Here is a 15470-nt window from a genome sequence, read left to right as displayed (position 1 = left end):
ACTACCAACTAATAACTAGTAACTAATAACTAGTAACTAGTAACTAACTCGGAAAGGAGGTGCAACTTATGCTTAAAGGTATCTACACCAGCGCTCTGGGGATGGCCGTTTTAACCAAGCGCCAGGAAGCCTCGGCCAACAACCTGGCCAATGTCAACACCAGCGGTTATAAAAAAGAGACAGTAGTAGCCCGCTCTTTCCCTGAGATGCTTATTCACAGGCTTAATGATCCTACGGTCACCACAGGCACACCTCCCCTTGTGGGCAATCTGTCTACGGGACTGCAGATCCATGATATAGTGACCGACTATTCCGCGGGTTTTTACAAGGAATCGGGCAACCCCTTGGAACTTGCTCTCATGGGGGAAGGTTATTTTGTGGTGAATACCCCCCAGGGTGAACGTTATACCCGCAATGGTGTCTTTAACTTAAGTCCCGAAGGCAAACTGGTTACGATTGACGGTTATCCCGTACAGGGGAAAAAGGGGGAAATTGTGGTTGGCAAAGGTGATTTTAACGTTGATGAGTCCGGCCGGGTTTTCGTCAATGGCAAACTGGTAGACAAGCTTCATATTGTTTCCTTTGCTTCTCCCATTGTCAAAGAAGGGTCTTCCTTATTCCGGGGTGAGGAACCCGTGGAGGTGGAAAATCCCAAAATTGCCCAGGGATTCGTGGAAGAAAGTAACGTCAACGCCATTGAAGAAATGGTGAATATGATTAACCTCATGCGCGCTTACGAAGCTAACCAGAAGGTCATCCAGACCGAAGACAGCACCCTGGAGAAAACTGTCAACGAAGTGGGACGTATCTAAACAACGACTCTCCGCTATCCGATTACCGCTTTCCGACATCCGTTTTCCGACATCCGCTTTCCGACATCCGTTTTCCGACATCCGCTTTCCGACATCCGCTTTCCGACATCCGACATCCGAATATTAGTGACCAGAGTCCAGTGTCCGGTGTCCGGTTAATTTACTGGTCACGGGTCACAGGTCACCGATCACTACCAACTACCAACTAACATTGACCATCAGTTCCATAAGTGGTAAAATATTCATATTAATAACGACATCCGACATCCGACATCCGACTTCCGACTTCCGACTTCCAATGACTAATAACTAATAACTAGTAACTAGTAACTAAAGTGGGGCTGGCCTGTTATACAGAAGCCTCCAGGTTTCCGACCGACCGAGGAAACCAACAACCCGTGTGTGCGACCCAGGAGCCGTTACCAGTGACCAGAGTCCAGTGTCCGGTATATTAAATTGGTCACCGATCACCGGTCACGAAACTACGAATCAAACTAGTAACTAGTAACTAATAACTAATCAAGGAGGTTTTGGGCGTGTTGCGTTCCCTTTACATTGCCAGTTCCGGTATGCAGGCACAACAGATGAACCTTGACGTAATTTCCAATAACCTGGCTAACGTGAATACCACCGGTTTTAAAAAGAGCCGGGTGGATTTCCAGTCACTACTCTACCAGTCGCTGAAAAGTCCGGCAGCTTCCGAGCAGGGATTCTTTAATCCAATGGGGTTAGAGATCGGTAACGGTGTCCGCGTTGTAGGAACACTGAGCGACTTCAGCGGCGGCATACTCCAGGAAACAGGAAATGATTCCGATGTGGCCATCCAGGGGAAAGGCTTCTTTATGGTGGCACTTCCCAACGGGAAGGTGGGGTACACCCGTAACGGCGCTTTCCAGATTGACAGCCAGGGGTATCTGGTTACTTCCAACGGTTATCGGGTTCTCTCTTCCAAAGGCAATGACAGCACCGGCGGCAGCTTGAGTGTGGGCGGGAAGACACTCAAATACATAAAACCCGATACCGCTACCAAGACCATCTCCATCAGCGAAGACGGTATTGTCTCCACGGAGAAAGTAAGCGGGGCAAGTGCTCCTATCTTGGAAATGGCCAATTTCGCTAATCCTGCCGGTTTGCAAGCCGTAGGATCAACCAGCTATGTGGCCACCGAGGTTTCCGGAGAACCCATTATCGGGCAGCCTACCAAGGATGGCTTAGGTTCTTTGATCCAGGGATTCCTCGAAGGCTCCAATGTGAAAGTAGTAGAAGAAATGGTAAAAATGATTACTGCCCAGCGGGCTTATGAAATAAACTCCAAGTCGATTCAGACCTCTGACGAAATGATGGGCATCACCAATGGATTAAAACGCTAGGGGTGAATAAGCATGAAAACTTCTCCCCTGGATGGACTAAGAAACTATACTCAACAGGCAACTGAAGGCAGTTACCGGAACAAAGGGGTGCAGGATTTTAAAAATATACTGGACAAGGCCAGGCTTGAGAGGCAAGATGACAAAAAACTTAAAGAAGCCTGCCAGGAATTAGAAGCCATTTTCCTGCATAAAATGTTACAGCAGATGAGGGCTGGGATCCCCAATGGCGGTTTAATTGAAGAAAGCTATGCTTCAAAAATCTACAAGGATATGCTGGATGAACAGTATAGCAAACTCATTGCCAAATCCCACGGCAGCATTGGACTTGCCGATATGCTCTATCAGCAGCTGAAGCGGGACATAAATCGCGAAACGTGAACCGTGAACCGTGAACCGTAAACCGTAAACAGTGACCAGAGCCCAGAGACCGGAATACGATATCCGATGTCTGCTTCCAAACCGCTACCAACTAATAACTAGTAACTAGTAACTAGTAACTAAGTTAAAGTCCCCCCTTAAATAATAAATACCAGGCCAGGCGAACAGGAAAAGAGAGCATCACTGCTCTCTTTTCCTGTTCCGTTTTTGTCCATTATGGACATAATAGTGCATGTTAGGATATAATATTTTAAAAAAACACGGAGGGTTAGTCTAATGGAAGTATATACTGTTGCACAGGCTAAAAATAAGTTTCCTCTCATACGTCGTAATGCCGCTCGGGGGATTGAGTCTATCGTTATGGATTTTAAAAGGACAGAAACCGGTGCCGTATCTGTAATATCCACAGATTTATTAAATAGGGTAACAACCGAAGCTTTGTCTGGTTTAACATACCAATGGGTTGATAGACCAGGTGACTCTATAACCGATACGGAAGAAAATCAAACATGGAATTTATGGAATGAGCAGCTGCGTTTACATGGAGTTGGTTTAACAAAAGAGGAAGCTGTTTATAGTTTAGTTGAAGATGCCATGAATTATGCGGAAGAGTATTTTGACGACCTTGAATATTTCCTTAACCCCAAATCAGAAAGAGACGGCCATTACTGGATTCTACGCGGGATCAAACAGTGTCAGGGCAATAAAGAAAAAGTACTTGAAGTAATAGGCCTAAAGAAACTTCTGGAGGAATAGATGGGGTATACGTTTACGTGGGATGATATTGAAACGATATGCAAAATGTTGGGGATGAGAAGGAAATATAAAACAGCAACATACTCGGGACATGGCCCGGATGGACTCTACCGGCGCTGTACTATACATTCTTATCATAAAGGAAACATCGGAGCCGGTTTGCTTAACAAGATAGCTAAAGAACAATTGTTATTTTCATCTATTAAGGAAATGTATGACTTTTATCACGGCAAATTGAATATAGAGCAAAAATAATGACCAAAGCCGGGAGACATCTCCCGGCTTCACTTTTTCACTGCCAACTACCAACTCCGCATCAGCGGAATTAGCGGAAAAATCTGCGTGGTCTGGCCGCTTTTTCTGCAGCTTTATCTGTATACTTTCCCAGCTCTTCATCAATGTCGCCTATGCGTACAAGAATTGCCATTTTATTTGAACCGTCAGCAACTCTCCAGGCATCAAGAAGACGACTGCGTTCACGGCGCAGAGCGTTCAATTGACTCTCTGTCATTTTCATACACCCCTTCTCACTATGTATTAACATAGAATTGTATAATATTATTGTGTTGTTCTTCGAAAGAAAGTGCTTGCACTCACCTTCACATGTTTATTATACACTATCTCCTGATAAAAGTTAATACATAGTTATAATGTTTTGAAAAAATTTCTAATATTAGCTTATAATAAATTAACAACTCCTCCTGACAATACAACCTCATTTCCAGATATTAGTTTAGAAATGAACTACCAACTACCAACTACATACTTCCCGACATTTTTCGGGAAAAGGAAGGTATTTTGCTGTTGCATGTGGAAGTCAGATATAAAGAACAAAATCCAGGGAAGTGAGAAAATGAGACGTCTCTTAAGAATTGCCTTACTAGCAGCAATTGTATCAATTTATAGTTTCATAACCCCAAGCTTAGGTGCAAATACACTGCCCTTTAACGATATAGCCCAGGATCCTTATAAAAAGGAGATTATTCATCTCTGGGCCAGGGGCATCGTAGCCGGGTTCCCCGATGGGTTTCGCCCCCGGGATAAAGTGACGCGGGCCCAAATGGCCAGGTTTATCAATAATATAGAAAACAAAAGCGATGAAGTAAGTATCCTGCAGCAGATAAATTCACCCTTTCAAGATGTGGCCAACGACCATTGGGCTAAAGGGGATATCTTATTAAACGAAGAACAGGGCATGATGGTGGGATATCCCGGCGGTTATTTCCACCCCGAGGAAGAAATTCCCCGCTACCAGGTGGCCATCATCTTATTGAGGGGTCTGGGGGAATTAGGGAAGCCTGGGTTAAATAATCTTTCAGGCTATCAGGATGTTGAAGAAATCCCCTTTTATGCAAGACCCTATGTGGCCAGGGCTCTGGAGCTGGGAATCATGAAGGCTGAAGAACCGGGACGTTTGGGCGGGCTTGCGTCTGCCACGCGCGGAGAAGTGGCTGCCGCCTTACACCGCTTTCTATACCTGCGCGGTGACCTTTTTGATATTTCCGGCAGGCTTTTAAGCTTAGACCCTGCTAAAAGATCCATTTCCCTGGAGATAAGGGGCCGTGATGAAATTTTTTCCCTTGCAGAGAACTATCTTAACTATCTATTGGAAAAAAAGCAAGACATGTCAGGTTCGGAATATGTTAACCTTCTCCTTAACAAAGAGGGTAAAGTTGTCTTGATAGAACAAGGTGCTAATAAAGAAAACCATCTTATCTTCTCCGTAAACAGCAGGCCTCTCCCTTCAGGAATAAGACACGCAGAGGATACAAAGCCGAAATTCTCGGCCGACGGGGAAAACAAAGCATCAATCTCCCGGGAAAATCCCCCTTTGAGCCTGAAGGTTACGAAAGCCGAGATCAACGCCGATCGGCTGGAAAGTATGCTGGGGGTGGACGGCGCCGGGCAGCTAATCGCCATTATAGACACGGGCGTGGATGTTGCTCATCCCGATTTGCAGTGGACAACCCGGGGTGAACCTAAGATTGTGGACTGGCTGGACCTGACCAGAGAAGGCCAGGTTAAGACGCCCCACAGCCTTAAGGCCTTTAACCAAAAGATACGGGTAGAGGACAGAGAATACCAGTTGGGTTATTTGGAATCCAAGAGCCAAGTCTTTCGCCTGGGCTTTCTGGAAACCATAGCAATCCTGCCCCCGGACCTCCTTGAATACGAAGAATCCACAGGAGATTTTAAGAATGAGAAAATAGGCGTACTGCTTCTGGATACTGAAACACCCGGTAAATATAACGCCGTGGTCCTTGACGCCAACCAGAATCGGGATTTCAGTGATGACAGAATTATGCGGGTTTACCGTGATGACCCGGCTTACGTGACGCTGAACAAAAAAGAACATCCCTTCAGCCTTGTGGTGGCGGAAATTGCGGAGAACGGGGACTATGTTAAGTTCGGTTTTGACGGCAACGGCCACGGCACCCATGTAGCCGGAATCGCTGCTGCCAACGGAGAGGTCAAAGGCGTTGCCCCCGGGGCCCGGCTCCTGGTGATAAAAGCCATCGAAATGGATGGCCTGGCTGACTGGGATAAGATAGAGGAGGCCGTTAAACTGGCAGTCTCCAAAGGGGCTCAGATTATTAACCTTAGTTTGGGGCAGTACCAGGATGATTCGGCAGGTAAGAGTTCCCTTGCCCAGCTGGTGAATGAGTTAAGCAGGGATAAAGGAGTTGTTTTTACCATTGCTGCCGGAAACACAGGCCCCGGCCTTGCTTCTCTGGCTACTCCCGCTGATGCCGATGAAGCCATCAGCGTAGGGGCCTATATTTCTCCTCTCATGTGGGAGGTTGATTATGGTTGGAAAGTAGAGAAAGAAACCCTCTGGTATTTCAGTTCTGTAGGGCCCCGTAAAGACGGCGCCTGGTTTCCCAGCCTTGCGGCTCCCGGCAGTGCCTATTCTACCATACCCCTCTGGAATGGCGATAAATACAGCCTGGTGGAAGGAAGCAGCATGGCGGCTCCCCACGCAGCGGGTGCAGTGGCTTTGCTCAAAGAGGCCGTTGAGAAAAAGAAACTTAAGGTTACGACACAAGAACTTAAAGCGGCCCTTCTCCAGGGTGCACGCTTACTGCCCGGGCTGGAGGCGGCTGCTCAGGGCCGGGGTGTCCTGGACGTCTACAAAGCCTGGCTGCTTTTAAAAGAAAACCTGTTGAGCCGGGAATTACCGATCAGGGCCTTTAATGCCGATTTCGGGACAGGCCAGGGTGTTTTGGCCAGGGAGTTTGAACCCAAACAACTCTATCTTGAGGTAAGTAACGAAAGCAAAGAAAATAAGACCATTATCTGGGAAAACAACCTTTCCTTTGCCCAGGTAACCAGGAAAAAAACATACCTCCCTACAGGGAAGGTAAGGCGGGTTCCTGTAACCTTCAATCTTACCGGCGTAGAAAGTCAAATCCTGGCGGGGGACGACCCGGATTCCCCCGGCAAAGACGTAATGGTGCCCGTTACCGCAGGCCAGGCCTTGAAACTGGAAAAGAACAACGGTTATGAGCATACCATCTTGTCCCAGCTAGGGGCGGGCCAGTATGAGCGCTACTTTGTCAGGGTACCTGTGGGTACTGAAAACATTAAAATAGACCTTTCAGTTTTTCCCGATACCACCGGCAAATACCAAGGCCGGGCCCGCCTCCATCTCTTCGACCCTCTGGGGAGAGAAATGCGGATGAGCGATTATGCCGGTGTAGGACCTGTGGCAGCTGACGTAAAAGGTAAAGTATCCATTAACTATCCTGCTCCCGAACCGGGTACCTGGGAAATTGTCGTCTACAGTTCCGCAACGTTGAGCCTCTATGATTTAACAGCCTCCAATTATCAGCTTAATGTTGCCCTGAAAGGTGTCCCTGAACCGGGGCCAAGCAACTTTAAAGATAAATATCTCATCACCTATCAGGCCTCTGAACAAGAAAGGGAGCACGGGTTTATTACCCTCCAGGTAAGAGAAAGACATAGCAAAAAGCCGGTATCAGGTCTACTGGAGATAAACGACCAGGCTTACGAAATCCAGAATGGAAAACTTATTCTGCCCGTGCAATTCAACGAAAAGCCGGCAGAATTGAAAGCAACCCTGTGGGAAGGCGATTATTTAAAAGTGCGGAACTAATTTTCGCATTTTTCCGTCTGTAAATAATAACGGAGAAGTTATATCATTATGGTTAGTCCCATTTAGTGAGCAGAGACCATGAACGGAGTCCGGTAAGTGGTACTTTTACCACTAATAACTAGGAACTAGTAACTAGTAACTGACTCCTTTCTTGCAGGATTACTTCCCTTCTTGTAGAATACTTATTGTTACCCGAAAAAATAACGACTTCCGCTTTCCGACATCCGACATCCGAAGCCCGACCCAAAAACACTAGTAACTAGGAACTAGTAACTAGTAACTCGCTAGCAAGGGGTACTTCAAAATGAAGAAACACTTAATCATTGCCATCTGCCTGAGCCTTATTGCGCTGAGCTTTCCAGTTTGGGCGGAAGAACAGCTGATGACCAAACTTTACTTTGATAACTGGTTGAAAAATGCCACTAGTCCTTTGGAACAGCAGATTAACGCTTTAAAAACCACCTTTGCCCAACTGGAAAACGACATTCGTAAAATAAGAACCCAGTTGACTACCACCATTAAAGTAACCATCGGGCAAAAAAGTGCGGTCATAGATGACAAGACTACTCAGTTGGATGTAGCTCCCATAAACCAAAACGGGCGTACTATGGTTCCCGTGCGCTTTATCGGTGAGGCCTTTGGTGCCAATTTTTCCTGGGATGACAAGACCCGTAAAGTTACCTATACTTTAGATAATCTAAAAATTGAACTATATATAGGAAAGACTAAAGCTTATGTCAACGGGAAAAGTGTCACTTTAGACACATCCCCCATTATCAGCGAAGGGCGCACCATGGTGCCTTTGCGTTTTGTGGGTGAATCCCTTGGCGCGAAGCTGGAATGGGACAACGACACCCAAACGGCAACCATATTGCGTTAACCGTAAACCGTTAACCGACTTCCGATTTCCGATTTCTGATTTTCGACAACCGACTACTGATTACTGACTTCCGCTCTCCGACTGCCGACTTCCGACAATGCTGTACTAGAACATGAACTTGAGAAGCAACTAAATTCGGAAATCGGAAATCGTCCCCACTAACAACCAACAACTACCAACTGCGAACTGCCAACTGCGAACTGCGAACTAATAGGGTGATGACTATGTTTAAGAATAAAAAAATATTGATAGCCGTTTTTCTGGTCGCTCTGCTCCTGGGTTACCAGGCTTATGACAGCTATTTCAGCTTACCCTTTACCCCTAAAAATCCTGCCACTACTGCAGAAGGGGAGGAAGCAAAGCCCCGGTTTGAGAAATTTAATGTTTTAATCCTGGGCGTGGATGGCCGTAAAGGTGTTAACTCCAGAAGTGATACTATCATCCTTGCTTCCCTGGATGGCGAGACCAAAACAGCCCAGCTTCTTTCCGTCCCCAGGGATACCCGTGTCAAGATAAAGGGGGCCTGGGACAAGGTCAATGCCGCCTATGCCTATGGAGGTGTAGACCTCACCAAAAAGACTGTTTCCGATTTTCTGGGGGTTAAGATTGACCGTTATGCCGTCATTAACTTTAAAAGCCTAATAGAGCTGGTAGACCTGGTGGGCGGCATTGAAGTGGATGTGCCTGTCCGTATGTATGTGCCCGATGAAGGGATCGACCTTAAACCTGGCAAACAGCACCTTGACGGGGAACAGGTCTTAGCCTACTCCCGTTTCCGCGGCACCAAGAACGGCGATATCGACCGTGCTGCACGCCAGCAGGAAGTAATCAAACTCCTGGCGCAAAAGATGCTGGATACCGGCAACATCAAGAAAATTCCCGAACTGGTCGCTGCCTTAAAAGATAATGTAGAAACAGACTTTACCATAAGAGAGATGATCGCCCTTTCCCGTTTCGCTCCCGACGTGCTGGAAAACGGCATCACCAGCAAGGTCCTCCCGGGCCGCAACAAAAAAATCGACGGTCTCTGGTACTGGGAACCCGAACTGGCCAGCCTGGATAAGATACTGGCTATGCCCGACAAAACAACCATTGCCGCAACAAAGAACAAATCCCAAGACTCATAAATAGCGATTATCCGACTTCCGACTACCGAATTACGCTCTCCGACTGCCGACCACCGATTACCGGCATAGGATATCGGAAAGCGGAAATCGGAAATCGGAAATCGTCCCAACTACCAACTAATGGAGTGATACAATGGAGCCTCAAGACGATATCAAAATGCCTCCTTTGGAGCGCAAGAGAAAGAAAACCCTTACCCCGGCAGGCTGGATCCTCCTCGTGGGGTTCTTTTTGCTGTGCGTTTTTTTAGGCTACAAGGTAGCCCAACTGGTCATGGATCCCCTGGTGCCCAAGGAGAAGAATAATAAAATGGATGTAGCCCACAAATCCGAAAATATCCTGAATATTCTTTTGCTGGGCGTTGATCAGAGAAAGAACGAAAGCGCCCGTTCCGATACCATTATTCTTGCTTCTTTTAATCTTGAGGATAAAGAGGTCCACCTCCTTTCCATACCCCGGGATACAAAAGTGGATATTCCCGGCAAAGGTTCATATAAAATTAACCACGCTGATGCCGTGGGCGGACCGGAATTAGCCGTAACGACGGTCGAAAAATTCCTGGATGTTCCCGTACATTATTATGTGCAGACGAATTTTGAAGGTTTTCGCAAAGCCATAGATATCCTGGGCGGGGTTACCATCAACGTGGAACAGCGCATGTATCTGCCCGAAGAGGATATCAATTTAAAAGCGGGACTGCAAAAACTGAACGGCTATGATGCCCTTGCTTATGTGCGCTGGCGCAGTGACGGCAAAGGGGACATCGGCCGTATTGAACGCCAGCAGAAGTTTTTCAAAGCCCTGGCCCAGCAGGCTGTCAGCTTTTCGACTGTCTGGAAGATACCCGAACTGGTGGAAGAATTGAATAAATATGTTAAAACAGATATGCCGGTATCCAAAATGATCACTTTGGCCAATAAATTTCGTGATATCAAGAATATTAAACTGGAAACCCACATGGTCCCCGGGGCACCTGTAGGCGACGCCGTGACCGCCAGCTACTGGATTGCCGATAGACAGGCCCTCGCCAAACTCATGGCCGAAATCTACAAAGAACCCGCAGCAGTTCCCCCTAAAACTGCCACAGCGAAGAAATAATTTGCGACTATCCGATCTCCGAATTCCGACTACCGAATATACTATTTGATAGTCAAGAGCTAGATACATAAAAGTTTCTTGTCGGTTAATCGGAAGTCGGTAAGCGGATAATCGAAAAATTGTTCCGTGAAAACTAATGTTTTCCGGAACAATTTTGGGAGGACGTTCGTCTATGAAAATCGAGACCGTGAATATCCTCGGCGTCAGGGTGGCCCGTATGGGAATGAACCAGGTCCTGGAGTGGATCCGGATCATGATTGACCAGGGCAAGCCCCGGCATATCGTCACCGCCAATGCCGAGATAATCTATAAAGCCTATCGAGAGCCTGACTTTAGACGCCTCATTGGTAATGCCGATTTGGTTACTCCTGATGGTTCTGGCGTGGTCTGGGCTTCCAGAACCCTGGGTCAGCCTGTGCCTGAAAGGGTGACAGGGATTGACCTGATATATAAGCTTTTTTCTTATTCTCATGAAAAAGGCTGGAAAATCTATTTCCTGGGGGCTAAGCCTGAGGTGGTGGAAAAAGCTGTCTTGAACACTCTCGGAAAGTACCCGAAACTCCACATTTGCGGCTATCACCACGGATACTTTTACCAGGAGGAAGAACCGAAAATCGTGTCGAATATAGCCAAAGAAAAGCCTGATATCCTGCTGGTGGCATTGGGAGCGCCCAAACAGGAGCAGTTTATCCAGCGGTACATAAAAGAATTGAACGCACCTATTTCCATAGGGGTCGGGGGTTCCTTTGATGTCCTGGCCGGAGTTGCCGAACGGGCCCCTGAAGTTATGCAAAATTACGGGTTGGAATGGCTCTACAGACTCTATAAAGAACCAACGCGCTATAAGCGGATGCTGGCCCTGCCCAAGTTTGTTCTAGCCGTCTTACGGCAAAAACTTGGTTCTAGATGAAAGGACAAAGCATATAATGAAATGACGGCTACGTAACGACCGCCGACATCCGACTAGCCGACTTCCGACAATTCTGTACTAGAACATGAACTTGAGAATCAACTAAAGTCGGAAATCGGATATCGGGAAGCGTTGTTCACTACCAACTACCAACCAACAACTATCAACTAATTTCACGAACTATCTGTATATTTTCCGCGAATTAGCATTTTCTGGTTATTGACTTGCGACCCGTGTGTGATATAATGGCTTTGTAGTACTTGCCATACATATGCTGGTAGGATGGGAAAAACTTTCACAAAAAAGATGGCCTGAGTAGCAGGAAAAGCGTACAAGCAGGTCGAACTATTATTTCTGCTCAAATTTTCTAAAGGTAATTAAACCTTTAGGGTTTAGGTTAATTGCTTAAGAACTCTGTGAAAGGGGGGATACGGCCACCTAAGCGCTGAAGAAGACTACATAAGTAGGTAAGTACGTACCGGTTCCCAGTGAGCATGCCTGGTCACAACAGCAAAACCTTTTGCTCTCGAAGGAACCACCCCCAGGGCATACAAAGTATGCCGGGGAAGGACCTGAAGTCAAAGACTTAGGGTTCAGAACCTTGAAAACTTTAAGGAGGGATATAGTTTGAAATCTAGAAAGTTATTTGCCATCCTGACGCTCGTTGCGTTCATGATGACATTGCTCCCCATGGCTGCATTTGCTGGTGATGCAAACAGATTCGCTTCCAAAGTTGAAACTGATAAGACAAGTGTAGATGCAGATAATTCCAGTTTTGTTAAGTTTACTGTCTATTTGTTTGACGATGCTAACGGCATTGCGACTAACTCCAAAGTGTATGTTGCGTCCAGCCGTGCAACTACTGACAAGTTCTATCAAAGCGATGGAACCACTGCTTTAACTCTGGTTGCTGATAACGTTTTTGAAACTCCTGTTGCAACCGATGGCAAAATTGAGTTTAAAGTGAAGTCTGCGATTGCCGGGGCTGCTAAAATTGCAGTCGGTCTGCCCACCTCTACTGTAAGTGGTGCAACCAGCTTATATCAGTACCTGACCGGCAACTCCATTGCTACTGCTGACACTGTGAAGCTGATTGCTACCAAGGACATTACTTTCGTGAATTCCGGTGTAGATGAAGTTGTTTTCAACTCCGCTACTACCAGTGCTACCACAACGGCCAATGGTCTTGACTACTATGAACTTAAGTTCCAGGTACAAGACAAGGCTAACGCTGGCATTCCTGGCCAGGAAGTAACTTTCAGTGTTAACAAGCTTGGTGCTACCCTGAGCGCTACAACTGCTACTACTGACCTTTTCGGCTTTGCTAAAGTTAAGGTTTATGCCACCAAGGCTGATACCTTCACTGTTCAAGCCTCCAGTGGCGGCAAGTCAGCTACTCAAGCTGTAACCTTTGCTGCTGGTGGTCCATTTGATATCGCTCTCAAGAGCGACAACAACCAGAAGGTTGCTCTGGCTCAGACCAACAAGACCTTCGAATTCGAAGTTAAAGACATTCAAGGCAACAGAATTACCTTTGCTACCGACAAGGCAGCTGCAGGCGCTGTATCTGCATCCGTTGTTACAGAGCCTACTGATTCCAGTATTTCAGTAACCGTTGTGAAGAGCGCCGATGACAATGCTAACCTTAAGATTGCTTCCTTCTCCAAGGAAGGTAACTATAAGGTTCGTGCTAAGCTTGCTAACGGTAAGTATGCAGATGTTAGCTTCACCGTTAAGAAGCAGGGCGACATCACCGGCCTGACTCTTTCTTATGATGAGACCTCTCTGCCCGTAAGTGGCAAGTCTGGTGCTCCTACTGTTAAGCGGGTAGACGCTGAGGGGGTATCCCTTGAAGTAGCTTCTCCTTACGATAATATTGATTTCTACACTAGCAACAGTGATCTTGCAACCATGGGTAGCGGAGTTACTAAGGGCCACGTTTATGCTACAACTAACTCCGACAATGCACCTGGCACTGTAACTATTACAGCTATTGATACCTCTAATAAGAAGACCGCTTCCTTTAGCTTTACTATTAATAAGCCCGCTATCGGCATTCAACTTGTAGCTCCTGCTGCAGCCACCGAAATTGGCACGACAGCTCTTGTTACTATTAAGACTGTTGACAAGAACGGCAATGTAGTTGCTCTTGGTTCCCAAGCTGGCACCCAAGCAGGTACCTACTATGTTCTCGGCAAGCCCTCCGGCGCTATCGCCAGTGCTGCTGACGGAACTGACTTCTCTGACAACCTGAAGCAGAAGGGTCAAGCTACCATTAAGGTAGACAGCAACAAGGCCGGCGATGTTACTATTCAAGTAGTACTCGGTGCTTGGACTGGAACAACAACAGTTAAGTTTGTTGAGCCCGCTCCTCCCAAAGTTGTAATCGGCGCTAAAGCTGTAACTATGTTCATCGGCGCTACCGGTTATGTACAAGACAGTGCTGCTAAAGTAACTGATGTTGCTCCTTTCATTAAGGACGGTCGTACCTTCGTAGCTGTTCGTCCTTTGGCTGAAGCTTTCGGCGCTCAAATCGGCTGGAACGCAGCTACTCAAACTGTAACTCTTACTCGTTCCGACATGACTCTGACCATCGTAATTGGCTCCAACGCCATTACTAAGGTTGCTGGCGGCGTAACTACTACAGTTACTGCAGATGTTCCTGCCTTCATCAAGGATGGCCGTACTGTACTGCCCTTCCGTGCAGTTGGTGAAGCCTTCGGTGCAACTGTAAGCTACGATGCTGCCACTCAAGCTGTAAGCTTTGCTCAATAATTAGTAGTTATAAACGGAGAGGTTTTCCCTCTCCGTTTTATCTTTTGTATTGACATATATAGGAATCCCCTTTAGAATAAAAAATGCAGTCGCCGACTGATGAGTCGGAAATAAGGGGGAACATGATAATGTGTATGCAGGGAAAAGTTTCAAAGTATATATCCATACTGGTTTTTATTAGTGTGGTTATAACAGGATTCTCGGGGTTTGCCTATGGAAGTTCGTATGTACTTACGCTTAGTGAGGCTAAGAAGCTGGCCGTTATACATAGTCCCGAAATTAAAAAACAAGAAGCTGTTATTGACTTAGCGGAAGTAAACAAGCGGGATTCTTGGATTGCCTATGAACAGGCGCGGGCTAATTATCAAAACTTTGGTATCAATTCTGATACATTGAAAAACGCCATGGAAAATGCAAAAAAAGGGTATGACGCCGCTGGTTACGCTTATGATGATGCAAATGTAAACCTTGAGAACCTTAAATTAAAAGTAGAATATGATACGGAAAATACGTATTTATCATTGTTGAATATTGAAAATAACATAAAGAATCTGGAAGAGAGCTATAGACTTCAGAAAGAGATGGTAAAAATAGAAAGTTTAAAAATGGCGTTAGGGCTTAGTACTAAAACTCTTCTAGACCAACAAATACAAAAATCAATGGATTTAGAAAAGCAGTTACAAAATTTATATGATAGTAAAAAAACTCTAAAGTGGCAACTTAATAGGAGTATTGGCAGAAATCCCGAAGATCAACTGGAATTAGCTCCTGTAACATTTGAGGCGGTAAAGTACGATAATCAGCAATTTAGTGAACAAAAGGCTGAAGATACTTCTCTTGCTATACAACAGTATAATAGAATAATAGAGGATAAGAATAAAGAAATAGAGCAGAAGAGATATAATGCTTCAGATAAAGTAGAAAAACTTACCCTGGAAGTAAAACAAACTGAGCTTTTTAAAAACGACACAGAATATTCAATAAAACTAGCAATTAAGAATATCCATGAAAAGCTGTATTTGGCACAAAAGACCCTTGTTGACAACCGAGGTAAATATGACATGGCTAAACATAATTATGAGATACAATTAACACAGTATGAATTAGGCGTTATCTCCAAGATAGCGAAAGAAAACAGCCTAAACGCTCTTCATCAAGCACAGGCTGCCTACGAAAAGGCAGTATATGATTACTACTTGGCTGCAAGGGAACTAGCATTGGCAGAACAGGGAATTTTGTTGAAGTGAAA

Annotated in this window: 13 protein-coding genes; 12 read left to right on the top strand and 1 reads right to left on the bottom strand. The window is 45.9% G+C overall.

Features of this window, described 5'->3' with window-relative positions; genetic code table 11:
• The first annotated feature begins 68 nt into the window (after positions 1-68).
• The 5 genes from flgF (BR63_RS12410) to BR63_RS12390 all read left to right on the top strand — a co-directional run bounded on the left by flgF (BR63_RS12410) (position 69) and on the right by BR63_RS12390 (position 3571).
• Positions 69-812 (top strand): flagellar basal-body rod protein FlgF, encoded by a 744-nt coding sequence (gene flgF, locus BR63_RS12410; protein ID WP_034420599.1) that lies wholly within the window; start codon positions 69-71, stop codon positions 810-812.
• A gap of 536 nt (positions 813-1348) precedes the next feature.
• Entirely contained in the window at positions 1349-2182 is an 834-nt protein-coding gene (gene flgF / locus BR63_RS12405; RefSeq protein WP_034420600.1) for a flagellar basal-body rod protein FlgF, read from the top strand.
• A 12-nt stretch (positions 2183-2194) separates the two neighbouring features.
• Positions 2195-2560, top strand: coding sequence for a rod-binding protein (locus tag BR63_RS12400; protein ID WP_051965471.1), 366 nt, complete (start codon positions 2195-2197; stop codon positions 2558-2560).
• Positions 2561-2836: 276 nt separating this feature from the next.
• The gene (locus BR63_RS12395; RefSeq protein WP_034420601.1) at positions 2837-3316 is read left to right on the top strand and encodes a hypothetical protein; all 480 of its coding nucleotides are present in this window, start codon (positions 2837-2839) and stop codon (positions 3314-3316) included.
• The gene (locus BR63_RS12390) at positions 3317-3571 is read left to right on the top strand and encodes a hypothetical protein (RefSeq protein ID WP_034420602.1); all 255 of its coding nucleotides are present in this window, start codon (positions 3317-3319) and stop codon (positions 3569-3571) included. It abuts the gene before it with no gap.
• 70 nt (positions 3572-3641) lie between these two features.
• On the opposite strand, the gene BR63_RS12385 is transcribed toward BR63_RS12390, so the two are convergent.
• Positions 3642-3827, bottom strand: coding sequence for a hypothetical protein (locus BR63_RS12385; RefSeq protein ID WP_034420603.1), 186 nt, complete (start codon positions 3825-3827; stop codon positions 3642-3644).
• A 342-nt stretch (positions 3828-4169) separates the two neighbouring features.
• Here BR63_RS12385 and BR63_RS12380 point away from each other — a divergent pair, with 342 nt between their 5' ends.
• The 7 genes from BR63_RS12380 to BR63_RS12350 all read left to right on the top strand — a co-directional run bounded on the left by BR63_RS12380 (position 4170) and on the right by BR63_RS12350 (position 15468).
• Complete coding sequence (locus BR63_RS12380) at positions 4170-7433, top strand: S8 family serine peptidase (RefSeq protein WP_161781855.1); 3264 nt, start codon at positions 4170-4172, stop codon at positions 7431-7433.
• Between the two features lie 304 nt (positions 7434-7737).
• Entirely contained in the window at positions 7738-8313 is a 576-nt protein-coding gene (locus tag BR63_RS12375) for a copper amine oxidase N-terminal domain-containing protein (protein WP_034420605.1), read from the top strand.
• Between the two features lie 224 nt (positions 8314-8537).
• A complete protein-coding gene (locus BR63_RS12370; protein WP_051965472.1) occupies positions 8538-9440 on the top strand; it encodes an LCP family protein in 903 nt (300 codons plus the stop codon).
• A gap of 133 nt (positions 9441-9573) precedes the next feature.
• Positions 9574-10536, top strand: a complete 963-nt coding sequence (locus BR63_RS12365; RefSeq protein WP_051965473.1) for an LCP family protein — start codon at positions 9574-9576, stop codon at positions 10534-10536.
• Between the two features lie 172 nt (positions 10537-10708).
• Entirely contained in the window at positions 10709-11446 is a 738-nt protein-coding gene (locus tag BR63_RS12360; RefSeq protein WP_034420606.1) for a WecB/TagA/CpsF family glycosyltransferase, read from the top strand.
• Between the two features lie 627 nt (positions 11447-12073).
• Positions 12074-14221: a copper amine oxidase N-terminal domain-containing protein gene (locus BR63_RS12355; protein WP_034420607.1), complete on the top strand. Its 2148-nt coding sequence runs from the start codon at positions 12074-12076 to the stop codon at positions 14219-14221.
• A gap of 128 nt (positions 14222-14349) precedes the next feature.
• The gene (locus BR63_RS12350; protein ID WP_034420608.1) at positions 14350-15468 is read left to right on the top strand and encodes a TolC family protein; all 1119 of its coding nucleotides are present in this window, start codon (positions 14350-14352) and stop codon (positions 15466-15468) included.
• Positions 15469-15470: the final 2 nt, after the last annotated feature.

It is taken from the genome of Thermanaerosceptrum fracticalcis, assembly GCF_000746025.2.
Lineage (GTDB): Bacteria > Bacillota > Peptococcia > DRI-13 > DRI-13 > Thermanaerosceptrum > Thermanaerosceptrum fracticalcis.
This window is presented reverse-complemented; position numbering and strand designations above follow the sequence as displayed.

Excerpts from the sequence above, each read along its gene's own strand:
- BR63_RS12360 (WP_034420606.1), top strand. The coding sequence starts at position 10,709 with ATGAAAATCGAGACCGTGAATATCCTCGGCGTCAGGGTGGCCCGTATG.
- BR63_RS12375 (WP_034420605.1), top strand. The coding sequence starts at position 7,738 with ATGAAGAAACACTTAATCATTGCCATCTGCCTGAGCCTTATTGCGCTG.
- BR63_RS12365 (WP_051965473.1), top strand. The coding sequence starts at position 9,574 with ATGGAGCCTCAAGACGATATCAAAATGCCTCCTTTGGAGCGCAAGAGA.
- BR63_RS12385 (WP_034420603.1), bottom strand. The coding sequence starts at position 3,827 with ATGACAGAGAGTCAATTGAACGCTCTGCGCCGTGAACGCAGTCGTCTT.
- BR63_RS12370 (WP_051965472.1), top strand. The coding sequence starts at position 8,538 with ATGTTTAAGAATAAAAAAATATTGATAGCCGTTTTTCTGGTCGCTCTG.
- BR63_RS12380 (WP_161781855.1), top strand. The coding sequence starts at position 4,170 with ATGAGACGTCTCTTAAGAATTGCCTTACTAGCAGCAATTGTATCAATT.
- flgF (WP_034420599.1), top strand. The coding sequence starts at position 69 with ATGCTTAAAGGTATCTACACCAGCGCTCTGGGGATGGCCGTTTTAACC.
- BR63_RS12395 (WP_034420601.1), top strand. The coding sequence starts at position 2,837 with ATGGAAGTATATACTGTTGCACAGGCTAAAAATAAGTTTCCTCTCATA.
- BR63_RS12390 (WP_034420602.1), top strand. The coding sequence starts at position 3,317 with ATGGGGTATACGTTTACGTGGGATGATATTGAAACGATATGCAAAATG.
- BR63_RS12350 (WP_034420608.1), top strand. The coding sequence starts at position 14,350 with ATGTGTATGCAGGGAAAAGTTTCAAAGTATATATCCATACTGGTTTTT.
- BR63_RS12400 (WP_051965471.1), top strand. The coding sequence starts at position 2,195 with ATGAAAACTTCTCCCCTGGATGGACTAAGAAACTATACTCAACAGGCA.